A 17,788-nucleotide genomic window follows, 5' to 3' on the forward strand; every position below is an offset into this window, starting at 1 on the left:
GCGCCGGGCTTTTTGCATTTTCCCTGCCCGGCGCGCCGTCATTTGGTATCCTTGTAGCGTTTTTATCGCTTTTTTATCGCACAAGGAACGCTTTACACCATCATGGACCTTTCATGGCTGTCCGACCCCGCCGCCTGGCTGGGCCTCTTGACGCTGATCATCCTCGAGATCGTACTCGGCATCGACAACCTGATCTTCGTGGCCATCCTGGCCGAAAAACTCCCGCCGGAACAACGCGACCGCGCCCGCATCGTCGGCCTGTCGCTGGCGCTGGTGATGCGCCTGATCCTGCTGGCCAGCATCTCCTGGCTGGTCACCCTGACCACGCCGTTGTTCTCGGTCTGGGGCCAGTCCTTCGCCGGCCGCGACCTGATCATGCTGTGCGGCGGCGTGTTCCTGCTGTTCAAGGCCACCACCGAGCTGCATGAGCGGCTGGAGGGCGTCGAACACGTGAAGGGCGGCGCGCAGCGCGCCTACGCGGCCTTCGCCACCGTGGTCGCCCAGATCCTGGTGCTGGACGCGGTGTTCTCGATCGACTCGGTGATCACCGCCATCGGCATGTCCGAACACCTGCCGGTGATGATGCTGGCCGTCGTCATCGCCATGGTCCTGATGATCGCCGCCAGCAAGCCGCTGACCACCTTCGTCAACGCCCACCCCACCGTGGTGATGCTGTGCCTGGGCTTCCTGCTGATGATAGGCTTCAGCCTGATCGCGGAAGGCTTCGGCTTCCACATCCCCAAGGGCTACCTGTACGCCGCCATCGGCTTCTCGGTGTTGATCGAAGCCTTCAACCAGGTATCGCAGGCCAACCGCATCCGCTACCTGAACCGCACCCAGAGCTTCCGCGAGCGCACCGCCAACACGGTGCTGAGCCTGATGGGCAGCCGCCTGACCGCCGCCAGCGCCGACGAAGCCAAGCCGGAAGCCGGCCCGCAGCCGGTGGAGGACACCGCCTTCGGCCAGAACGAGCGCGCGATGATACACAGCGTGCTGACGCTGGCCGAGCGGCCGATCCGCGTGATCGCCACCCCGCGCGCCGACATCCACCGCCTGGACCTGAGCCAGCCGGAGGCGTCCCAGCGCAAGGCGCTGCGCGACAGCCCCTACTCCCGCCTGGTGGTGATACGCGACGGCAGCATAGACGAGCCGCTGGGCATCGTCGCCCGCAAGGACCTGCTGGCCCAGCTGCTGGACGGCCGCCCGCTGGACATCGACGCCGCGCTGCGCCAGCCGCTGGTGCTGCCGGAAACCGTCACCGTGCTGAAGGCGCTGGAGAGCTTCCGCCAGCACGCCGCCGACATGGCCTTCGTGGTCAACGAGTTCGGCAGCCTGGAAGGCATCGTCACCCAGAAGGACCTGATGGAGGCGATCGCCGGCGAATTCCCGGAAGAGCACGAGCGCCACGAGCTGCCGGCCATCGTGGTCCAGCCGGACGGCAGCTACGACGTGGAAGGCAGCCTGGAGCTCGTCACGCTGGAGCAGTACCTGACGCTGGGCGATTTCGAGGACGAGGACTTCCACACCGTGGCCGGCCTGCTGATGGACTGCCTGGAGCGCATCCCGCGCGAGGGCGACGAAGTCACCGTCGGCGAATGGAAGCTGCGCGTCACCGCGCAGAAGGGCAACCGCACCGAGCGCGTGCTGATCAGCCCGCTGGCCGACGGCTTCGATGCCGCCATCTGAGCCTGAGCATGGACCGGGGCCGTCCAGGCCCTGGTTTCTCTACGTGCTGCGCTGCGCCGACGGCGCGCTGTACACCGGCGTCAGCACCGACGTCGCGCGCCGCTACCGCCAGCACCAGGCCGGCAAGGGCGCGCGCTACACCCGCCTCAACCCGCCGCTCGCCGTCGAGCTGGTGATCGAATACCCGGACCGCTCCGCCGCGCTGCGCGCCGAGCACGCGTTCAAGCGGCTGTCCGCCGCGGCCAAACGGGATTTCCTGCGCGCCCACGGCGATGCCGGCCCGTCATCCTGACGCCGCTTCCGCGCACTTTGCAAACAGCTGTAAAGACAGGCGTATTTACATATATGTACATATGTCTGTTTCAGACTATCTCTTCCAGGAAAGCTTAGGCTGAAGTGCAGGCAAACCTAGCCTGAACTTCAACGGGAGAACCGCCATGAACCCGCTCGCTCGCACCACCCTGTCCGCCGTCCTGCTCGCCGTCTGCGGCCTAGCCTTCGCAGGCGCCGCCCAGGCCGACGAAACCCAGTGGCAAAAGGAGCATCCGCGCCGCGCGGAAGTCAACAAACGGCTGGCCAAACAGAACCAGCGCATCAACCAGGAACGGAAAAACGGCCAGATCAGCAAGGCCGAAGCGCGCAAGCTGCACAAGGAAGACCACGACATCCGCCAGCAGGAGCGCGGCATGGCCAAGCTCGATCGCGGCCACATCACCAGGCAGGAACAGAAGACCCTGAACCAGGAAGAAAACGGCGTCAGCCGCCAGATCAAGAACGGCAACTAGCCGCCCCCTCCCGCGCGCCGAAAGCGGGCCAGCGCGTCTCCTTCCCTCAGAAACTGGCCGCAAGCGCGCAATGGGCGGTATAGTGAACGCCATCGTCATCCTGCGCGGCTGCGAGCGCGGCCGGTCCGCCACGGGGAGGAACCATGTCAAACCGCATGTCCCGCATCGCCGCGCTGCTGGCCGGCATCCTGACGGCCGCCACGGCCTGCGCCGCCGACGCCGTCCGCGTCGGCTCCAAGATTGACACCGAGGGCGCGCTGCTGGGCAACCTCATCCAGCAGGTGCTGGAGGCCCATGGCGTGAAGACCGAAGGCAGGCTGTCGCTGGGCAATACCAAGGTGGTGCGCACCGCCATCGCCGCCGGCGAGATCGACATCTATCCCGAATACACCGGCAACGGCGCCTTCTTCTTCTCCGACGAAAAGAACCCGGCGTGGAAATCGGCCGCCGCCGGCTACCAGCGCGTCAAGCAGCTGGACTACGACAAGAACCGCATCGTCTGGCTCGCGCCCGCGCCGGCCAACAACACCTGGACCATCGCCGTGCGCCGCGACGTGGCCGACGCCAACCGCCTGCGCACGCTGGCCGATCTGGGCGCCTGGCTGGGCCGCGGCGGCCGCTTCAAGCTGGCGGCCTCGGCCGAGTTCATCGAACGGCCGGACGCTCTGCCGGCCTTCCAGAACGCCTACGGCTTCAAGCTGCGCCAGGACCAGTTGCTGGCGCTGGCCGGCGGCGACACCTCGGCCACCGTCAAGGCGGCCGCGGAACAGACCTCCGGCGTCAACGCGGCGATGGCCTACGGCACCGACGGCCCGGTGGCCGCGCTGGGCCTGGTCGCGCTGGCCGATCCCAAGGGCGTGCAGCCGGTGTACGCGCCGACGCCCATCATCCGCGCCGACGCGCTGGCCCGCCATCCGGACATCGCCGTCTGGCTCAAGCCGGTGTTCCAGTCGCTGGACGCCGCCACGCTGCAGAAACTCAACGCCAGCATCGCGCTGGAAGGCCGCAACGCGCGCCAGGTGGCCGCCGGCTATCTGAAGCGCAAGGGCTTCATCCAGTGACCTTGGGGCCGTTCGCCTGATGCGGCTGCGCAACCGGATGCAGCTGGTCCTGGCGCTGCTGTTGCTGGCGGGCTTTTGCAGCCCGCTGCTCAGCCACGCGCCCAACCGCCTGCTCGGCGGCCAGGGCCTGCGCCTGCCCGCGCTGACCGGCGCGCTCTGGCTGATCGCGCCGGCGCTGCCTTTGCTGCTGTCTCCGTGGCTGCCTATCTCGCGCCGGCTGCATCGCCTGCTGGCGCTGTGCGCCGTCCTGCTGGCCAACGGGCTGTTGCTGCTGGCCGGCCAGGAGGCCGCGCGGCTGGGCGGCGGCGATCCGGACGCGCTGGCCCGCACGACTTTCAGCGCGGGTTTCTGGCTGCTGCTGCTGGCCGCCTGCCTGCAACTGGCCGAATCGCTGCGCGGCCTGGCCCTGAGCCTTCCCGTCCGCGCGCTGGCCGTCTGCGCCGCCTGCCTGCCAGCCTTGGCGTTGCTGGCCGCCGGGCAGCTGGACGCGCTGGCGCTGCTGCGCGAATACCATAACGACCCGGACGCCTTCCGGCAGGCGCTAGTGCGCCATCTGCAGCTGGTAGGCCTGTCGGTGCTGCCGGCCGCGCTGCTGGGCGCGGCGCTGGGGCTGGCGGCTTTCCGCCTGCCGCGGGTCGGGGCCTGGCTGTTCCCGCTCCTGAATACCTTGCAGACCATTCCTTCGCTGGCGCTGTTCGCGCTGCTGATCGCGCCGCTGGCGTGGCTGGGACGGCTGTGGCCGCAATCGGGCATCGCCGGCGTCGGCCTGGCGCCGGCCGTCACCGCGCTGACGCTGTACTCGCTGCTGCCGATGACCCACGGCACGCTGGCCGCGCTGCGCCAGGTGCCCGCCGCCGCCCGCGACAGCGCGCGCGGCATCGGCATGTCGCCGCGGCAGATACTCCTCCAGGTGGAGCTGCCGCTGGCGCTGCCGGTACTCATAACCGGCCTGCGCGTCACCACGGTGCAGGCGGTTGGGCTGGCCGCGGTGGCGGCGCTGATCGGCGCCGGCGGCTTCGGCGCCATCCTGTTCCAGGGCCTGTCCGCCAGCGCGCCGGACCAGGTGCTGCTGGGCGTGCTGCCCATCGTGCTGCTCACCCTGTGCTGCGACGCCGTCTTCAAGCTGCTGGCCTACCGGCTGGAGCGCGCACCGCGATGATTGAAATCGCCAATGTCAGCAAAGCCTTCCACGGCGCGCCCGCGGTATCGGACCTGTCGCTGACCGTGGCCGACGGCGAATTCGCGGTGCTGGTGGGCACCTCCGGCTCCGGCAAGTCCACCATGCTGAAAATGCTGAACCGGCTGCTTGCGCCGGACAGCGGCGAAATCCGCATCGCCGGCCGCGACATCCGTGCCCAGCCGCCGGAGCAGCTGCGCCGCCATATCGGCTACGCCATCCAGTCCGTCGGCCTGTTCCCGCACTGGACCGTCGAGCAGAACATCGCCGCGGTGCCGCAGCTGCTGAAATGGCCGCGCCCGCGGATACAGGCCCGGGTGGACGAGCTGCTGGCGCTGCTGCGGCTCCCCGACGGTCTCCGCCGCCGCTATCCGCACCAGCTGTCCGGCGGCCAGCAACAGCGCGTCGGCGTGGCCCGGGCGCTGGCGGCCGATCCCGACCTGCTGCTGATGGACGAACCCTTCGGCGCGCTGGACCCGGTGACCCGCGCCAATCTGCAGCAGGAGCTGGCACGCATCCACCGCCTGTCCGGCAAGACCATCATCCTGGTCACCCACGACATCGACGAAGCGCTGCTGCTGGGACAGCGCATCGCGGTGATGGACCAGGGCCGCATCCAGCAGCAGGGCAGCCCGCGCGACATCCTGCTGCATCCGGCCAACGACTTCGTCCGCGGCTTCTTTCAACCGGACGAGGCCGGCGTGCGGCTGCTGGGCCTGCAACGGGTGGCGGAGCGGATGCGGCCGGGCGAACGGGCGGCAGGCCCCCCCCTGCGCGCCGACGCCACCTTGCGCGAGGCCTTGTCCGCCTTCATCGTGCAAGGCGCGGCGGCGCTGCCCGTCATTGACGCCGCAGGCGCGGAAGTCGGCGCGCTGCGCTTCGAAGACCTGCTGGGCGCGGCGGCATGAAACGGCGCGCGGGGCTGATCGCCAGCGCGCTGGCCCTGGCCGCGCTGCTGCTGGCCTTGCCGCGCAGCGCGCCGCTGTTCCATGACTGGTTTCCCGAACTGGACCGCCCGCTGTATCTGCAGGACGGCTTCGGCGAGCTGCTGCTCGCCCACCTGGCCATTGTCGCGCTGTCCGGCGGCGCGGCCGCCTTGCTGGGGATCAGCGCCGCGCTGTGGACCAGCCGGCCCGCCGGGCGCGACTTTCGCCCGCTGCTGGAAACGCTGCTGTCCATCGCCCAATCATTCCCGCCGGTGGCGGTGCTGGCGCTGACGGTGCCGCTGATCGGCTTCGGCGCCGCGCCGGCGCTGATCGCGCTGGCGCTGTACAGCTTGCTGCCCATCACCCACGCCGCGCTGGCCGGCCTGGCCTCGGTGCCCGAGGACGCGCTGGAAACCGCCCGCGGCATGGGCATGAGTCCGCGGCAAATGCTGTGGCGGGTGGAGCTGCCCTTGGCCGCGCCGGTCATCGTCGCCGGCCTGCGCACCGCGATGGTGATCAATATCGGCACCGCCGCGCTGGCCTCCACCGTCGGCGCCCGCACGCTGGGCCTGCCCATCATCGTCGGCCTGTCCGGCTTCAACACCGCCTACGTGATCCAGGGCGCGCTGCCGGTGGCGCTGCTGGCCATCGTCGTCGACCAAGCCTTTCAATGGCTCGGAGACTGGCTGAGTCCGTCGCAGCGCGGCTGAGCGGCCTGTGGATAAAAATCGCCGGCGGGACGCGCTGTGGACAAGTGCGCCGCCGCGCTATTCATAGCGCAGCGCCTCCACCGGCTCCAGATTGGCCGCCTTGACCGCCGGTGCCAGGCCGAACACCAAGCCGACGGTGACGGTGAAGCCCAGTGCCAGCGCGACCGCCCACCACGGCACCGCCGGCGCCGGCAGTGCCGGCACCAGCAGCGAGAACGCGCCGGCCAGCAGATAGCCGCCCAACACGCCGGCCGCCCCGCCGGCCAGCGACAGGCAGACCGACTCGGACAGGAATTGCAGCAGAATGTGCGCGCGCCGGGCGCCCAGCGCCTTCAGCAGGCCGATCTCGCGCGTCCGCTCGGTCACCGACACCAGCATGACGTTCATGATGCCTATCCCGCCCACCAGCAGCGAGATGCCGACGATGCCGGCCAGGCCCAGGCTCATGCCGTCGACGATGGCGTGGAAGGCCTCGCTCAGTTGGCGGGCGCTCTGAATGCGAAAGTCGTCGGCCTGGCCCGGCCCCAGCCGGTGCAGCCGGCGCAGCAGCGCGCGCAGGCGTTGCCGCACCGGCTCCAGCGCCGCCGGATCGGCGACGTTCAGCGCGATCGACAAATCGGGCGGGTTGCCGGCGGCCAGCGCGGCCTGGCCGGCGGAAAACGGTATCAGCAGATAGTTGTCGCTGCTGACGCCGAAGACCGCGCCGCGCGACTCCATCACGCCTATGATCTTGTACCACTCGCCCGACACCTCGACGAACTCGCCCTCCGGCCTCTCCGGCAGCTTGAGCTTGGCCGCCAGATCGCTGCCTATCACGCACACCTTGCGCCGGGAGCGGTCGTCACTGTTGCGGATGAAGCGCCCCTCCCGCACGAAGGCCTGCTGCACCGTCTGGTAGGAAGCGGTGACCGCGTTGACCGCCGCGAAGGCGGTGCGGCGGCCGTAGCGGACAGTCGCGCCGTAGTCGCCGAACGGCGCGAACGACGCCGCCAGCGCCGCCGTGCCGCCCTCCTGCCGCAAGATCTGCCGGTAATCGGCCCAGCCCAGGCGATTGCGCCGCCCCTGCAGCGCCTCCTCCAGCTCGGTCTTGGCCTCCACGCTCAGGCTGTTGGCGCCCAGGCGGTCGAAATTCTCGCTGACCGAGCGCGACAGCCCCTGCACGATCGCGATCACGGCGATCACCGCGGCGACGCCGATGACGATGCCCAGCGCGCTGAGCAGGCTGCGCATCGGATGGCCGCGCAGGCTGCGCCAGCCGTTGCGCCAGCATTCGAGCAGCATCGTCATGCCGCCTCCCCGCTGTCCGCGACCAGACGGCCGTCGGCCATCCGTATCCGCCGCCGGCAGCGGGCGGCGATCTCGTCCGAATGCGTCACCAGGATCAGCGTGTGCCCCTCCTGGTGCAGGCGGTCGAACAAGGCCATGATCTCCTCCCCGGTGGCGGAATCGAGATTGCCGGTCGGCTCGTCGGCCAACAGCAGCGCCGGACTGGCGCACAGCGCGCGCGCGATGGCGACCCGCTGGCGCTGGCCGCCGGACAGCTGGTTGGGCCTGGCCTGCAGCCGCGCGCCCAGTCCGACGCTGCGCAGCGCCTCGGCGGCGCGCCGCTCGCGCTCGGCGCCCGGCGCGCCGGCGTAGACCAGCGGCAGCATCACGTTCTCCAGCGCGCTCAGCCGCGGCAGCAGGTGGAAGCTCTGGAACACGAAGCCGATGTCGCGGTTGCGCACCCGAGCCAACTGGTCGTCCGTCATGCCTGCCACATCGACGCCGTTCAGCCGGTACTCGCCGGCGCTCGGGCGGTCCAGGCAGCCTATGATGTTCATCAGCGTCGATTTGCCCGAGCCGGAGGCACCGACGCAGGCGATGTATTCGTTGGCGCTGACGCTGAGATTCAGCGCCGACAGCGCCGGCGGCGCCGCTTCATCCTGCTGGTAGCGCTTGCAGATGCCGCGCAGCTCGATCAGCGGCGTCATGACGGCCTCCCGTCCTGGACCGAGACCGCGTCGCCCGGCTTCAGGCTGTACAAGAGCTTGGCCGGCCCGGTCACCACCCGTTCGCCGGCGCGCAATCCGGACAGTATCTGCTGCTGGGCGTCGTCCGACTCGCCGGTCCGGACCCGCCGCGATTCCAGCCGGCCATCCTTCACCACCAGCACCCTCGCCTCGCCGTCGCCGGCGTCGGCATCGCGGCGGGCCGAGGTTTCCGCCTCGGACAACACCGCCTGCAGCGGCACCGTCAGCGCCTTGCCGGCCCGCGTGGTGAAGATTTCCACCCGGCAGCTCATGCCCGGCCGCAGCAACCCGCGGCCGCTTCCGGACAGCGCCAGCCGCACCGGATAGCTGCGCGCCTGTCCGCCCGGCACGCCGGCGGGCGCGCCGGCCATGCGCTTCGGCGACAGCGGTATCTGCAGCACCGTCGCCGACAGCGGCGCGCCCGGATAAGCCACCAGCTGCACCTTGGCCGGCTGGCCGCTGCCGACGCCGCCGATGTCCGCCTCGTCGATATTGGCCTCGACCAGCATGGTGCCGGTATTGGCTATCGTCATCAGGCTGGGCGTGACCATGCCCACCTGGCTGGCGATGGCCGTCTCGCCGGGCTTGATGTCGATCGAGGTGACCACGCCGCTCATCGGCGCGCGGATCACTGTCTTGGCGGCGCGCTGCCTGGCCTGGGCCAGCACCGCCTCGCTCTGCCGCAGCTGCTCGCCGCCGTTCTTCAGGCCTACCCTGGCCTCGTCCACCGCGTAGCGGGCGTCCTCCAGCATCGCGTCCGCCACCATGCCGGCCCGGTGCAGGGCCTCCTTGCGGCGATAGGCGGACTGCTGGTTCGCCAACGTCAGCGCCTGCTGCCGCTGCTGCAGCGCCTGCTGCCTGACCGCGGCCGCCTGCTGCGTCACTTCGGCGGCATAGCCCTCGTCGTCCAGCCTCAGCACCGGCTGGCCGGCCCGCACATGGTCGCCCTCCCGCACCAGCACCGCGCTGACCTTACCGGTCACCTCGGACGACAGCTGGGCCTGATCCTGGTAGACCAGGCTGCAGGAAGCCAGCACCGACGAGCGGATTTCCCGCGTCGCGGCGACGGCGGCCGTCACCTGGTACACCGTCTCCTGCCTGAACGCGCGCGCCACGAAAGGCAGCGCCGCCACCGCGACCAGCAGCGCGGGGCCCAACCACTTCCGCTTCATATCCGCTCACCAGGCCTTGAAGGCGATCCAGACGCCGTAGAACAGCGCGGCCGGCGCCCAGGCCACCGCGGCGCTGACGGGCCAGCGGTCGCCGCTCCACGTCTTGTAGCCTATCGCCAGCAGGGCCAGCTTCCAGAACGAGCCCAGGTCCACGCTGTCCAGCACGCCGGCCCAGGCATGGCCGACATCCAGATGGAACAGCAGCTGGTTCAAGGACAGCGGATCGAGCTGGGACGGCTCCAGCCGGCCGGCGCTGGCGGCCAGGATTTGCACGGCGCCGGACAGCAGCGCCAGCAAGGCCGGCGTCGACGACCACACCACCAGCGCATACCATTGCCGCAGCCCGATGCCCAGGCCGCGCAGCTTGCCCACGCCGTGGAAATACAGCGCCAGCAGCAGATAGCTCAGCGGCAGCGTGATCAGCGCGCCGGCGATGCTGGAACCCAGCATCAGCGGGCGGGTCACCGCCTTCAGCGCCGCCTCGCGGTTGCCCGGCGTGGCCAGCTGGTCCAGCAGGCGCTCGCGCAGCCAGGCAAAGTCGACCCAGCCGTAGTACCACAGATACAGCAGGGCGGTGCCGGCGACGATCAGCGACAACGGCAGCAGGCTGCGCGGCCGCGCCGCGATCTGCCTGAAGGCCTGGGCCGGGTTTTGCACGATGCCGGCCAATAGCCGCCATTGCCCCGGCGCCGCCGCCGGGTCTGCGAGAACAGAAGTCTGATTCATGATGAGCGTCCGTATCAAAAACATTCAGTGAAAAGTTCCGCCGCGGCCGGCGCGCGGCCGCCCGGGGCCTCGTCGACCCGGCCGTCGGCCAGCACCAGCACGCGCTCCGCCGTGGCGATGGTCTCCGGCCTGTGCGCCACCATCACCCGCGTCAGCCTGAGCCGCGCCAGCACCTCGCCTATCGCCCGCTCGTTGCCGATGTCCAGATGGCTGGTCGCCTCGTCCAGCAGCAGGATGCTGGGCCGCTTGTACAATGCCCGCGCCAGCAGCAGGCGCTGGCGCTGTCCGCCGGACAGGCCGGCGCCCTGCTCGCCGACCAGGGTGTGGTAGCCCATCGGCATCGCCAGGATGTCCTCGTGCATGCCCACCTGCCGCGCGCAGGCGGCGACGCGGGCGTAATCGACCGTCTCGTCGAAGAAGCTGATATTGCCCAGCAGGCTGCCCGACAGCAGCATGTCCTCCTGCAGCACCGTGCCGATCAAGGCGCGGTGCCGCCCCGGCCCCAGCCGCGCGATCGGCACGCCGTCCACCAGCACCTCGCCGCTCTGCGGCTGCAGCAGGCCCAGCAGGATCTTGGCCAGCGTGGTCTTGCCTCCGCCGCTGGGTCCGGTCAGCGCGACGCTCTGGCCCGGCGGGATGTCCAGGCTGACATCGCGCAGCACCCAGGGCTCGCCCTCGCCGTAGCGGAAGCTGACCCCGCGCAGCGACAAGCGCCCCTGCGCCGGCGCCGTCTGGGCCGCCTCGGCATCGTCCGCCTCCGGCGGCTCGCCCAACAGATCGGCCAAGCGGCCCGCGTGCAGGCCCAGCAGCCGGATGTCCACCCAGCTGTCCAGCAACTGGAACACCCGGCCGGAAAAGGTGCCGGCGTACAGGCTGGCCGCCATCAGCATGCCGATGCTGAGCCGGCGCTCCAGCACCTGCAGCGCGCCGACGTAGAGCAGCGCCAGCGCCTGCGCGCGCAGCAGCGTGACGTTGGCCAGCTTGCACAGCGCGCTCAGGCGCTGGGCGCGCTGCTCGCTGCCTATCTGCGCCCGCTTCAGCCGGCTCCAGTCGGCCAGCCGCGCCGCCTCCCGGCCGAACAGCTTCACCGCCGAAATCGCGCGGACGGTCTCCAGAAAATGGCCGTGCTCCTTGGCGCCGGCATACAGCCGGTGCAGCGCCGCGTCCTGCAGCCGCGGATAGGACAACAGCCTCAGGCCGGCATACAGCGCGGCCGACGCGGCCGCGACCGCGCAAAAGGCCGGGCTGTACCAGGCCAACATCGCCATCGCCAGCAGCGCCATCATGCCGTCTATCACGCTTTCCACCAGCAGCGAGGCCAGCGCCGCCTCCAGCGCGGTGGCGCTGCCGAACCGCGAGGCCAGGTCCCCCAGCGGCCGGGTCTCGAAGAAGGACGCGCGCAGGCGGATCAGATGAGCGTGCAGCTTGTGCGTCCAGCGATAACCGAGCTCGGCGCTCCAGCGGATCAGCAGGCCGCTGCGGGCCCAGTGGATCAGCGCCTGCGTCGCGATGACGCCGGCGAAACCGCAGGCCAGCAGCGTCAGCACGCCGGGATCAACACCGTCCTGCAGCTCGTCGACGAGGTATTGGTTGAACAGCGGCGCCACCAGCGCGAAGATCTCCAGCGCGATCGCCAGGATGCCGAGCTGGACGATGGCGCGGCGAAAGACCGGCGCCTGTCCCAAGAGCTCGCGCCAGGACGCCCGCGGCGGATGGCCGCCGGCCTCGAAATCGGCGGCCGCCGCCAGCTCCAGCGCGATGCCGGTAAAATGCGGCGACGCCGCCTCCAGGCTCAAGCGGCGCTGCCCCAGCGCCGGGTCCAGCACCGTCAGCGTCACACGGCCGCGCCAGTCGCGCCGGACCGCATGCAAGACCACGAAGTGGTTCAGATCCCAATGCAGGATGGCCGGCAGCGCCAGGTCCGGCAGATCCTCCAGCTCCAGCCTGACCGGCCGCGCGCGCAGCCTCAGCTCGGCCGCATGCCGCGCCAGCTGGGCCAGAGTGGCGCCCTTGACGCTGACGCGGAAGCGTTGCCTCAGTTCGGCCAGGCTCAGGTGGCGCCCCAGCCGGGCGCTGACCATGGCCAGGCAGGCCAGGCCGCACTCTCCGGCCTCCGCCTGCAGCATGACCTTCACGCCGCGTCCCGCTTGCGAAAGCGCCACAACCTGCGCGGCAGCAGCAGGTTCAGATAGGCCAGGTCGGCCAGCTTCAGCCACAGCAGCACCGCCGGCACCTGCAACAGCCATCTCTCGGCCTCGCCCGGCGACCACTGCAAGCGGTCCAGCAACAGCCCCAGCAGGACGACGCCGGCCATCGCGCCGGCCACCCTCAACGCCATGCCCAGGCCGTCGCGGCGGCGCAGCGCGCGGGCGAGGCTGGCCCGCTCCTGTTCGGACTCGACCTTGGCGGCCAGCAATTGTTGTACAGACCAGTACATGGACATCCTCCGTTGGCATTTCCGATACGGCCGCGCGGCCGCTCCGGCGCCGGCCGGAGCGAGCCGCGCTAGCCGGCGCGCATCAGTCCAGATAGCTGCACAGGCGACGGCCCACCCAGCCGCCGACGCCGGCGCCGGCCGTGGCGCCCAGCACTGCGCCGGCGGGGCCGCCGGCCGCGCCCAGCACGCCGCCCAGGCCGCCGTAGAAACCGCTGACCAGGTCTTGGCAGCCGGCGCCGGCGCCGGAGATGTCTTCCAGTTGCTGCATCGAAACTTCACGGATTGCCATGCTCTACTTCCTTCAGTTGAATCAGCCTTGTCTGCGGAAGGCCGTTACCGCCCGGCCGGATGGCCGAAATCCTGCTGCGATCGGTCAGGCTCAGCCCGGGAAGGCGGGGCCGGTCTCCGGCACGCCGCTGACCCAGCCGCCGGCCCCGGCGCCGAAGCCGCCCGGCGGCAGGCGCACCCGTATCCGGTAGTCTGCCCCGCCGTCCTGCCAGCGCCGCAAGCAGACCCCTGCCTGCCGCGGATCAGGCCGGCCTTGTCTGACGTCGACGACCACGCCGACAAGCGGCGGCGAAGGCGGGGACATGCCCTGGTGGTAACGCGTGCGCACCGCCCGGCCCGGCGCCACCCCCGCCGCAGATTTGCCATTGGCATAAAAAGTGACAAAAAATGGCTCGCCCACCCCGTTATCGCCGTCCCGCTGCCCGCACAAGCGGTACTGCCTCGCCTGGTCCAGCATCGCCAGGCCCGCCACCAGCAGCGCCGTCACCAGCGAGGCCGCCAGGCATACTCGCCACTTGGGCTCGAAAGGCTCCGGCTCCGGTTCCGCGGCCGTCTTTCGCTCGAAAACCTCGCGCCGGAACAAGCCGCGCGCGCCGGCAGGAAAAATGTCGTCTGGCTCCATCGCGTTCAGATAAAAATATTTCCCGGAATTGATATCGTTCTGAAACGTAGTAAAAAATATCGATAGATATCAATTAATTAATTATTAAAATTGACTTTCACTTGCATTTTTATACCTACGTCATTTACTGAAATCATAGTATTTAGCCGGGCTTTTTATGTCAACAGGAAATATCAAAATAAGTAATATGATATTTTTAGATATATAAATCACAAGGACAGCCGGAATGAAAAAAGCCCCGGCTGGCGGGGCTTTGCGTACGGACGTCCGCAGGGACGCGGCGCGATTCGGGGTCTACTTGCCGATGCAGAAGCGCGAGAAGATCACGCCCAGCAGGTCGTCGGCGCTGAACTCGCCGGTGATCTCGGACAGCGCGTTCTGCGCCATCCGCAATTCCTCAGCGAAGATTTCCACCTGCTCCCAGTCGGCTTCGGCCAGTTCCAGGTGGTCGGCGGCGCGGGCGATGGCGTCCAGGTGGCGCTGGCGGGCCAGGAACACACCCTCGTCGGCGCCGCTGTAGCCTATCATCTCCAGCAGCTTGGCCTTGAGGATGTCCACGCCGTCGTGGGTGCGGGCGGACAGGCGCACCAGCGGGTGGCCGTCCTGCTCGGCCAGACCGGCGGCCTCGCCGGACAGGTCCACTTTGTTGAAGACCTGCACCCTGGGCAGCGCCGGCGGCAGCCGCTCCAGGATGGACTGCACCTCGGCGGTCAGGCCTTCGCGGCTGTCCACCAGCAGCAAGGCGAGGTCGGCGCGCTCCACCGCCTGCCAGGTACGCTCGATGCCTATCTTCTCCACCACGTCGTCGGTGTCGCGCAGGCCGGCGGTATCGATGATGTGCACCGGCACGCCGTCGATGACGATCTCCTCGCGCACCGTGTCGCGGGTAGTGCCGGCGATATCGGTGACGATGGCGATGTCGTCGCCGGCCAGCGCGTTCATCAGGCTGGACTTGCCGACATTGGGCTGGCCCACCAGCACCACGTGCATGCCCTCGCGCAGGATGGCACCCTGCTTGGCGGTGGCCTGCACCCCCACCAGCTGCGCGCGCAGCCGGCGCAGGCGGCCGATCGCATCGGCCTGCTTCAGGAAATCTATCTCTTCTTCCGGGAAGTCCAGCGTCGCCTCCACCAGCATGCGCAGGTTGATCAGCTCGTCTACCAGGCCGTGCACCTCGCGCGAGAACGCGCCCTTCAGCGATTTCAGCGCGCTCCTGGCCGCCGTTTCGCTGCTGGCGTCGATCAGGTCGGCCACGCTCTCGGCCTGGGCCAGGTCCAGCTTGTCGTTCAAGAACGCCCGCTTGGTGAATTCGCCCGGCTCGGCCAGCCGCGCGCCCAGCTCCACGCAGCGCGCCAGCAGCATCTTCAGCACCACCGGCCCGCCGTGGCCCTGCAGCTCGATCACGTCCTCGCCGGTGAAGCTGTTGGGACCGGGGAAGAACAGCAGCAGGCCGTTGTCCAGCGCCTGGCCGTGGGCGTCGAAAAAGTCGGTGTACGTTGCGTAGCGCGGCTTGGGCGTCTTGCCGCCGGAAATAGCCTGCGCGAACGGCAGCAGGTCCTTGCCGGACACGCGGATCACGCCGACGCCGCCGCGTCCCGGAGCGGTGGCGACGGCGCAGATGGTGGCGGGGGTGTAGCTGAGGTTCATCGGCATTCCTTGGGCAGCCGGCGGCCGGCTGCGGCTATCATCACTCAATTATCCAGCAAAAAACCCGGCCAGTGGCCGGGTTCCATCAGCAATTCGGACGGGGCGCTCAGGATTGCAGCGCGGCCTTGTTGCTCTTTTCGATCTGCTTGTTGATGAACCACTGCTGGGCCATCGACAGCACGTTGTTGACCACGTAGTACAGCACCAGGCCGGCCGGGAAGAAGAAGAACAGCGCGGAGAAGGCCAGCGGCATGATCTTCATCATCTTCGCCTGCATCGGGTCGGCCGGCGGCGGGTTCAGGAAGGTCTGCAGGAACATGGTGGCGGCCATGATCACCGGCAGGATGTAGTACGGGTCCGGGCGGGCCAGGTCGGTGTACCACAGCACCCACGGCGCGCCGCGCAGTTCCACGGAAGCCAGCAGCGCCCAGTACAGGCCGATGAACACCGGGATCTGGATCAGCATGGGCAGGCAGCCGCCCAGCGGGTTGACCTTCTCGGTCTTGTACATCTCCATCACCGCCTGCTGGAACTTCATGCGGTCGTCGCCGTGCTGCGCCTTCAGGCGCTCCAGGCGCGGCGCCAGGGCCTTCATCTTGGCCATCGAGCGGTAGGACGCGGCGGTCAGCGGGTAGAACACCGCCTTCACGGTCAGCGTCAGCAGCACGATCGCCCAGCCCCAGTTGCTCACCAGGCCATGCAGCTTCACCAGCAGCCAGAACAGCGGCGAGGCGAAGATGTAGAAGATGCCGAAGTCCTTGGCGTACTCCATGCCGTCGGCCAGCTTGGAGATGATGTTGTACTCTTCCGGACCGGCGTACAGCGGCACGGACACGCTCAGGCTCTTGCCCGGGGCCACGGTGGCGTAGTCCACCAGCGCGGCGGCGGAGTTCAGGCCGGCGGTTTCCTTCAGCTCGAAGCGGCAGGAACGCTCGTCCTTGCACACGGAGGCGCCGTCCAGCGGCTTCAGGATCCAGGCGGACATGAAGTAGTGCTGCAGCATCGCCACCCAGCCGTCGGTGGTGGTCTTGGCGTAGTCGCCCTTGCCCTTGGCCAGGTCGTCGAAGCTCACCTTCTGGAACTTATGTTCCGAGGTGTACACGGCCGGGCCGGTGTAGGTGTGGGCCATGCGGCCTTCGCCTTCCGGCGCCTGGCTGTCGCGCAGCAGGCGGTAGTAGGCGGTGGGGGCCAGCGGCGCGGCGCCGCCGTTCACGATGTCGTAACGGACGCCGATTTCATAGCTGTTCTTCTTGAAGGTGTAGACCTTGCTCACCTTGACGCCGTTGGCGTCCGGCGCGGTCAGCTTCACCTCCAGCGTGTCGCCGGTCAGCTGGTAGCTGGGCTTGTCGCTGGTGAACACGGTTTTATGCGTCGGCAGCGCCGGGTTGCTGGCGGCCACCAGGCCGGTCTGGGCCACGTAGACGCGCTTGGCGCTGTCTTCAAACAGCTGGAACGGCTGCTTGTGGTCCTCGGCGGCGCCGTGCTTCAGCAGCTTGAGCGAGCGCAGGTCGCCGCCCACGGTATCGATCTCGGCTTCGACCAGGTCGGTCTTGACTTGGATGCGCTGGCCGCGGGTCAGCTTGTTGGCGTCGGCCGGCTGCGCCACGTTGTTGGCGGCGCCGGTCGTGGCCTGGGTCTTGGCCGCTTGCTGTTGCGGGGTGTGCTTGGGCATGAAATATTCATTCCACCCAAACAGGATGCCCACGGACAGTAGAACAAAGATTATCAGTCGCTTGGAATCCATCTTCTCGATACCGGAAAGTTCAGGGAACCGGGTCATAGCCGCTGCCGCCCCAGGGATGGCAACGGCAGATGCGTCTGGCGGCCAGACAGCCGCCCTTGAGCGCGCCGTGTTTACTCACCGCCTCGATCGCGTAGCCGGAACAGGTGGGCTGGAAGCGGCAACGCGGCGCCAACCACGGGCTGATAGCCAGCTGGTAGAAACGGATCAGGAGGATGAGGATGCGCGACATCGTGCCAGTTTAGCAAACAACGCCTGCAACGCCGTTACAGCTTCGGCGCGCTGCTCGCGGGTAAACGCCGTCTTGGCGCGCACCACGTAGTCCACGCCGTCCAGGCCTTGCTGGTTCAGGCGGAACCACTCGCGCACGCAGCGCTTGATGTAATTGCGGCGTACCGCCCGCTTGGCGACCTTCTTGCCGACCACCAAGCCCACGCGGGCGTGGTCCAGGCCGTTGGGACGGGCGAACACCTGGAAGAACGCATTGCTGCGCTGCTGCCGCAAACTAAAAACGGATGAGAACTCATCCGTTTTTAACAGCCGGTGCGCACGGCGAAAGCGGTAAGCCGACAAGGGCTTAGACGGCCAGACGCTTGCGGCCCTTGGCGCGGCGAGCGGCGATGACGGCGCGGCCGCCGCGGGTCTTCATGCGGACCAGAAAGCCGTGAGTGCGTTTGCGACGGGTGGTGGACGGTTGGTAAGTACGCTTCATGATATGGGTTTCCTGTTTCGAAACGGAAATAAACGCGTGATTTGACTCGATATTCGCGGCTTTGTCAACGAGGAATTTTCTCCGAC

General features: G+C 68.6%; 20 protein-coding genes. 7 read left to right on the plus strand and 13 right to left on the minus strand.

Translation table 11 applies throughout. The annotated features are described in order from the left end of the window. Positions 1 to 102 precede the first annotated feature (102 nt). The 7 genes from CV_RS21785 to CV_RS21815 all read left to right on the plus strand — a co-directional run bounded on the left by CV_RS21785 (position 103) and on the right by CV_RS21815 (position 6,345). Positions 103 to 1,686 (plus strand): TerC family protein, encoded by a 1,584-nt coding sequence (locus CV_RS21785; protein ID WP_011137935.1) that lies wholly within the window; start codon positions 103 to 105, stop codon positions 1,684 to 1,686. After that, entirely contained in the window at positions 1,673 to 1,978 is a 306-nt protein-coding gene (locus CV_RS21790) for a GIY-YIG nuclease family protein (RefSeq protein ID WP_052263059.1), read from the plus strand. Before CV_RS21785 ends, CV_RS21790 begins: the two co-directional genes overlap by 14 nt. A 145-nt stretch (positions 1,979 to 2,123) precedes the next feature. Beyond that, positions 2,124 to 2,471 (plus strand): hypothetical protein, encoded by a 348-nt coding sequence (locus CV_RS21795; RefSeq protein ID WP_011137937.1) that lies wholly within the window; start codon positions 2,124 to 2,126, stop codon positions 2,469 to 2,471. A 143-nt stretch (positions 2,472 to 2,614) separates the two neighbouring features. Then, the gene (locus CV_RS21800) at positions 2,615 to 3,532 is read left to right on the plus strand and encodes a glycine betaine ABC transporter substrate-binding protein OsmF (RefSeq protein ID WP_011137938.1); all 918 of its coding nucleotides are present in this window, start codon (positions 2,615 to 2,617) and stop codon (positions 3,530 to 3,532) included. A 19-nt stretch (positions 3,533 to 3,551) separates the two neighbouring features. Further along, positions 3,552 to 4,691 carry an ABC transporter permease gene (locus CV_RS21805; protein ID WP_011137939.1) on the plus strand — a complete coding sequence of 380 codons (1,140 nt, stop codon included), beginning with the start codon at positions 3,552 to 3,554 and terminating at the stop codon, positions 4,689 to 4,691. Beyond that, a complete protein-coding gene (locus CV_RS21810; RefSeq protein ID WP_011137940.1) occupies positions 4,688 to 5,617 on the plus strand; it encodes an ABC transporter ATP-binding protein in 930 nt (309 codons plus the stop codon). The genes CV_RS21805 and CV_RS21810 overlap by 4 nt, the downstream gene beginning before the upstream one ends. Continuing rightward, positions 5,614 to 6,345, plus strand: coding sequence for an ABC transporter permease (locus CV_RS21815; RefSeq protein WP_011137941.1), 732 nt, complete (start codon positions 5,614 to 5,616; stop codon positions 6,343 to 6,345). Before CV_RS21810 ends, CV_RS21815 begins: the two co-directional genes overlap by 4 nt. Positions 6,346 to 6,402: 57 nt before the next feature. Here the strand turns inward: CV_RS21815 and CV_RS21820 are convergent, their stop codons facing one another. The 13 genes from CV_RS21820 to rpmH form a co-directional block, all read right to left on the minus strand. Continuing rightward, positions 6,403 to 7,632, minus strand: a complete 1,230-nt coding sequence (locus CV_RS21820) for an ABC transporter permease (protein ID WP_080509093.1) — start codon at positions 7,630 to 7,632, stop codon at positions 6,403 to 6,405. Next, positions 7,629 to 8,318: an ABC transporter ATP-binding protein gene (locus tag CV_RS21825; protein WP_011137943.1), complete on the minus strand. Its 690-nt coding sequence runs from the start codon at positions 8,316 to 8,318 to the stop codon at positions 7,629 to 7,631. The genes CV_RS21820 and CV_RS21825 overlap by 4 nt, the downstream gene beginning before the upstream one ends. Next, complete coding sequence (locus CV_RS21830) at positions 8,315 to 9,529, minus strand: efflux RND transporter periplasmic adaptor subunit (protein WP_011137944.1); 1,215 nt, start codon at positions 9,527 to 9,529, stop codon at positions 8,315 to 8,317. Before CV_RS21830 ends, CV_RS21825 begins: the two co-directional genes overlap by 4 nt. 6 nt (positions 9,530 to 9,535) lie before the next feature. Then, on the minus strand, positions 9,536 to 10,255 hold the full coding sequence (locus CV_RS21835) for a YIP1 family protein (RefSeq protein ID WP_158303337.1): 720 nt from the start codon (positions 10,253 to 10,255) through the stop codon (positions 9,536 to 9,538). Between the two features lie 14 nt (positions 10,256 to 10,269). Further along, a complete protein-coding gene (locus CV_RS21840) occupies positions 10,270 to 12,381 on the minus strand; it encodes a peptidase domain-containing ABC transporter (RefSeq protein ID WP_052278891.1) in 2,112 nt (703 codons plus the stop codon). Between the two features lie 5 nt (positions 12,382 to 12,386). Further along, entirely contained in the window at positions 12,387 to 12,692 is a 306-nt protein-coding gene (locus CV_RS23890) for a hypothetical protein (protein ID WP_158303338.1), read from the minus strand. A gap of 82 nt (positions 12,693 to 12,774) precedes the next feature. Further along, positions 12,775 to 12,981 carry a hypothetical protein gene (locus CV_RS21850; protein ID WP_011137947.1) on the minus strand — a complete coding sequence of 69 codons (207 nt, stop codon included), beginning with the start codon at positions 12,979 to 12,981 and terminating at the stop codon, positions 12,775 to 12,777. 90 nt (positions 12,982 to 13,071) lie between these two features. Further along, a complete protein-coding gene (locus tag CV_RS21855) occupies positions 13,072 to 13,602 on the minus strand; it encodes a hypothetical protein (protein WP_043596953.1) in 531 nt (176 codons plus the stop codon). A gap of 294 nt (positions 13,603 to 13,896) precedes the next feature. Next, positions 13,897 to 15,249, minus strand: coding sequence for a tRNA uridine-5-carboxymethylaminomethyl(34) synthesis GTPase MnmE (gene mnmE / locus CV_RS21860; RefSeq protein ID WP_011137949.1), 1,353 nt, complete (start codon positions 15,247 to 15,249; stop codon positions 13,897 to 13,899). 106 nt (positions 15,250 to 15,355) lie between these two features. After that, complete coding sequence (gene yidC, locus CV_RS21865) at positions 15,356 to 16,993, minus strand: membrane protein insertase YidC (RefSeq protein WP_011137950.1); 1,638 nt, start codon at positions 16,991 to 16,993, stop codon at positions 15,356 to 15,358. A 19-nt stretch (positions 16,994 to 17,012) separates the two neighbouring features. Further along, the gene (yidD, locus tag CV_RS21870) at positions 17,013 to 17,222 is read right to left on the minus strand and encodes a membrane protein insertion efficiency factor YidD (protein ID WP_043596958.1); all 210 of its coding nucleotides are present in this window, start codon (positions 17,220 to 17,222) and stop codon (positions 17,013 to 17,015) included. After that, positions 17,198 to 17,563, minus strand: coding sequence for a ribonuclease P protein component (rnpA, locus tag CV_RS21875; protein ID WP_011137952.1), 366 nt, complete (start codon positions 17,561 to 17,563; stop codon positions 17,198 to 17,200). The genes yidD and rnpA overlap by 25 nt, the downstream gene beginning before the upstream one ends. A 4-nt stretch (positions 17,564 to 17,567) precedes the next feature. After that, a complete protein-coding gene (rpmH, locus tag CV_RS21880; protein ID WP_011137953.1) occupies positions 17,568 to 17,702 on the minus strand; it encodes a 50S ribosomal protein L34 in 135 nt (44 codons plus the stop codon). Positions 17,703 to 17,788 lie beyond the last annotated feature (86 nt).

The sequence above is a fragment of the Chromobacterium violaceum ATCC 12472 genome, assembly GCF_000007705.1.
Lineage (GTDB): Bacteria > Pseudomonadota > Gammaproteobacteria > Burkholderiales > Chromobacteriaceae > Chromobacterium > Chromobacterium violaceum.

Coding starts and splice junctions, on each gene's coding strand:
- CV_RS21785 (WP_011137935.1), top strand. CDS start 103: ATGGACCTTTCATGGCTGTCCGACCCCGCCGCCTGGCTGGGCCTCTTG.
- CV_RS21790 (WP_052263059.1), top strand. CDS start 1,673: ATGCCGCCATCTGAGCCTGAGCATGGACCGGGGCCGTCCAGGCCCTGG.
- CV_RS21795 (WP_011137937.1), top strand. CDS start 2,124: ATGAACCCGCTCGCTCGCACCACCCTGTCCGCCGTCCTGCTCGCCGTC.
- CV_RS21800 (WP_011137938.1), top strand. CDS start 2,615: ATGTCAAACCGCATGTCCCGCATCGCCGCGCTGCTGGCCGGCATCCTG.
- CV_RS21805 (WP_011137939.1), top strand. CDS start 3,552: ATGCGGCTGCGCAACCGGATGCAGCTGGTCCTGGCGCTGCTGTTGCTG.
- CV_RS21810 (WP_011137940.1), top strand. CDS start 4,688: ATGATTGAAATCGCCAATGTCAGCAAAGCCTTCCACGGCGCGCCCGCG.
- CV_RS21815 (WP_011137941.1), top strand. CDS start 5,614: ATGAAACGGCGCGCGGGGCTGATCGCCAGCGCGCTGGCCCTGGCCGCG.
- CV_RS21820 (WP_080509093.1), bottom strand. CDS start 7,632: ATGACGATGCTGCTCGAATGCTGGCGCAACGGCTGGCGCAGCCTGCGC.
- CV_RS21825 (WP_011137943.1), bottom strand. CDS start 8,318: ATGACGCCGCTGATCGAGCTGCGCGGCATCTGCAAGCGCTACCAGCAG.
- CV_RS21830 (WP_011137944.1), bottom strand. CDS start 9,529: ATGAAGCGGAAGTGGTTGGGCCCCGCGCTGCTGGTCGCGGTGGCGGCG.
- CV_RS21835 (WP_158303337.1), bottom strand. CDS start 10,255: ATGAATCAGACTTCTGTTCTCGCAGACCCGGCGGCGGCGCCGGGGCAA.
- CV_RS21840 (WP_052278891.1), bottom strand. CDS start 12,381: ATGCTGCAGGCGGAGGCCGGAGAGTGCGGCCTGGCCTGCCTGGCCATG.
- CV_RS23890 (WP_158303338.1), bottom strand. CDS start 12,692: ATGTACTGGTCTGTACAACAATTGCTGGCCGCCAAGGTCGAGTCCGAA.
- CV_RS21850 (WP_011137947.1), bottom strand. CDS start 12,981: ATGGCAATCCGTGAAGTTTCGATGCAGCAACTGGAAGACATCTCCGGC.
- CV_RS21855 (WP_043596953.1), bottom strand. CDS start 13,602: ATGGAGCCAGACGACATTTTTCCTGCCGGCGCGCGCGGCTTGTTCCGG.
- mnmE (WP_011137949.1), bottom strand. CDS start 15,249: ATGAACCTCAGCTACACCCCCGCCACCATCTGCGCCGTCGCCACCGCT.
- yidC (WP_011137950.1), bottom strand. CDS start 16,993: ATGGATTCCAAGCGACTGATAATCTTTGTTCTACTGTCCGTGGGCATC.
- yidD (WP_043596958.1), bottom strand. CDS start 17,222: ATGTCGCGCATCCTCATCCTCCTGATCCGTTTCTACCAGCTGGCTATC.
- rpmH (WP_011137953.1), bottom strand. CDS start 17,702: ATGAAGCGTACTTACCAACCGTCCACCACCCGTCGCAAACGCACTCAC.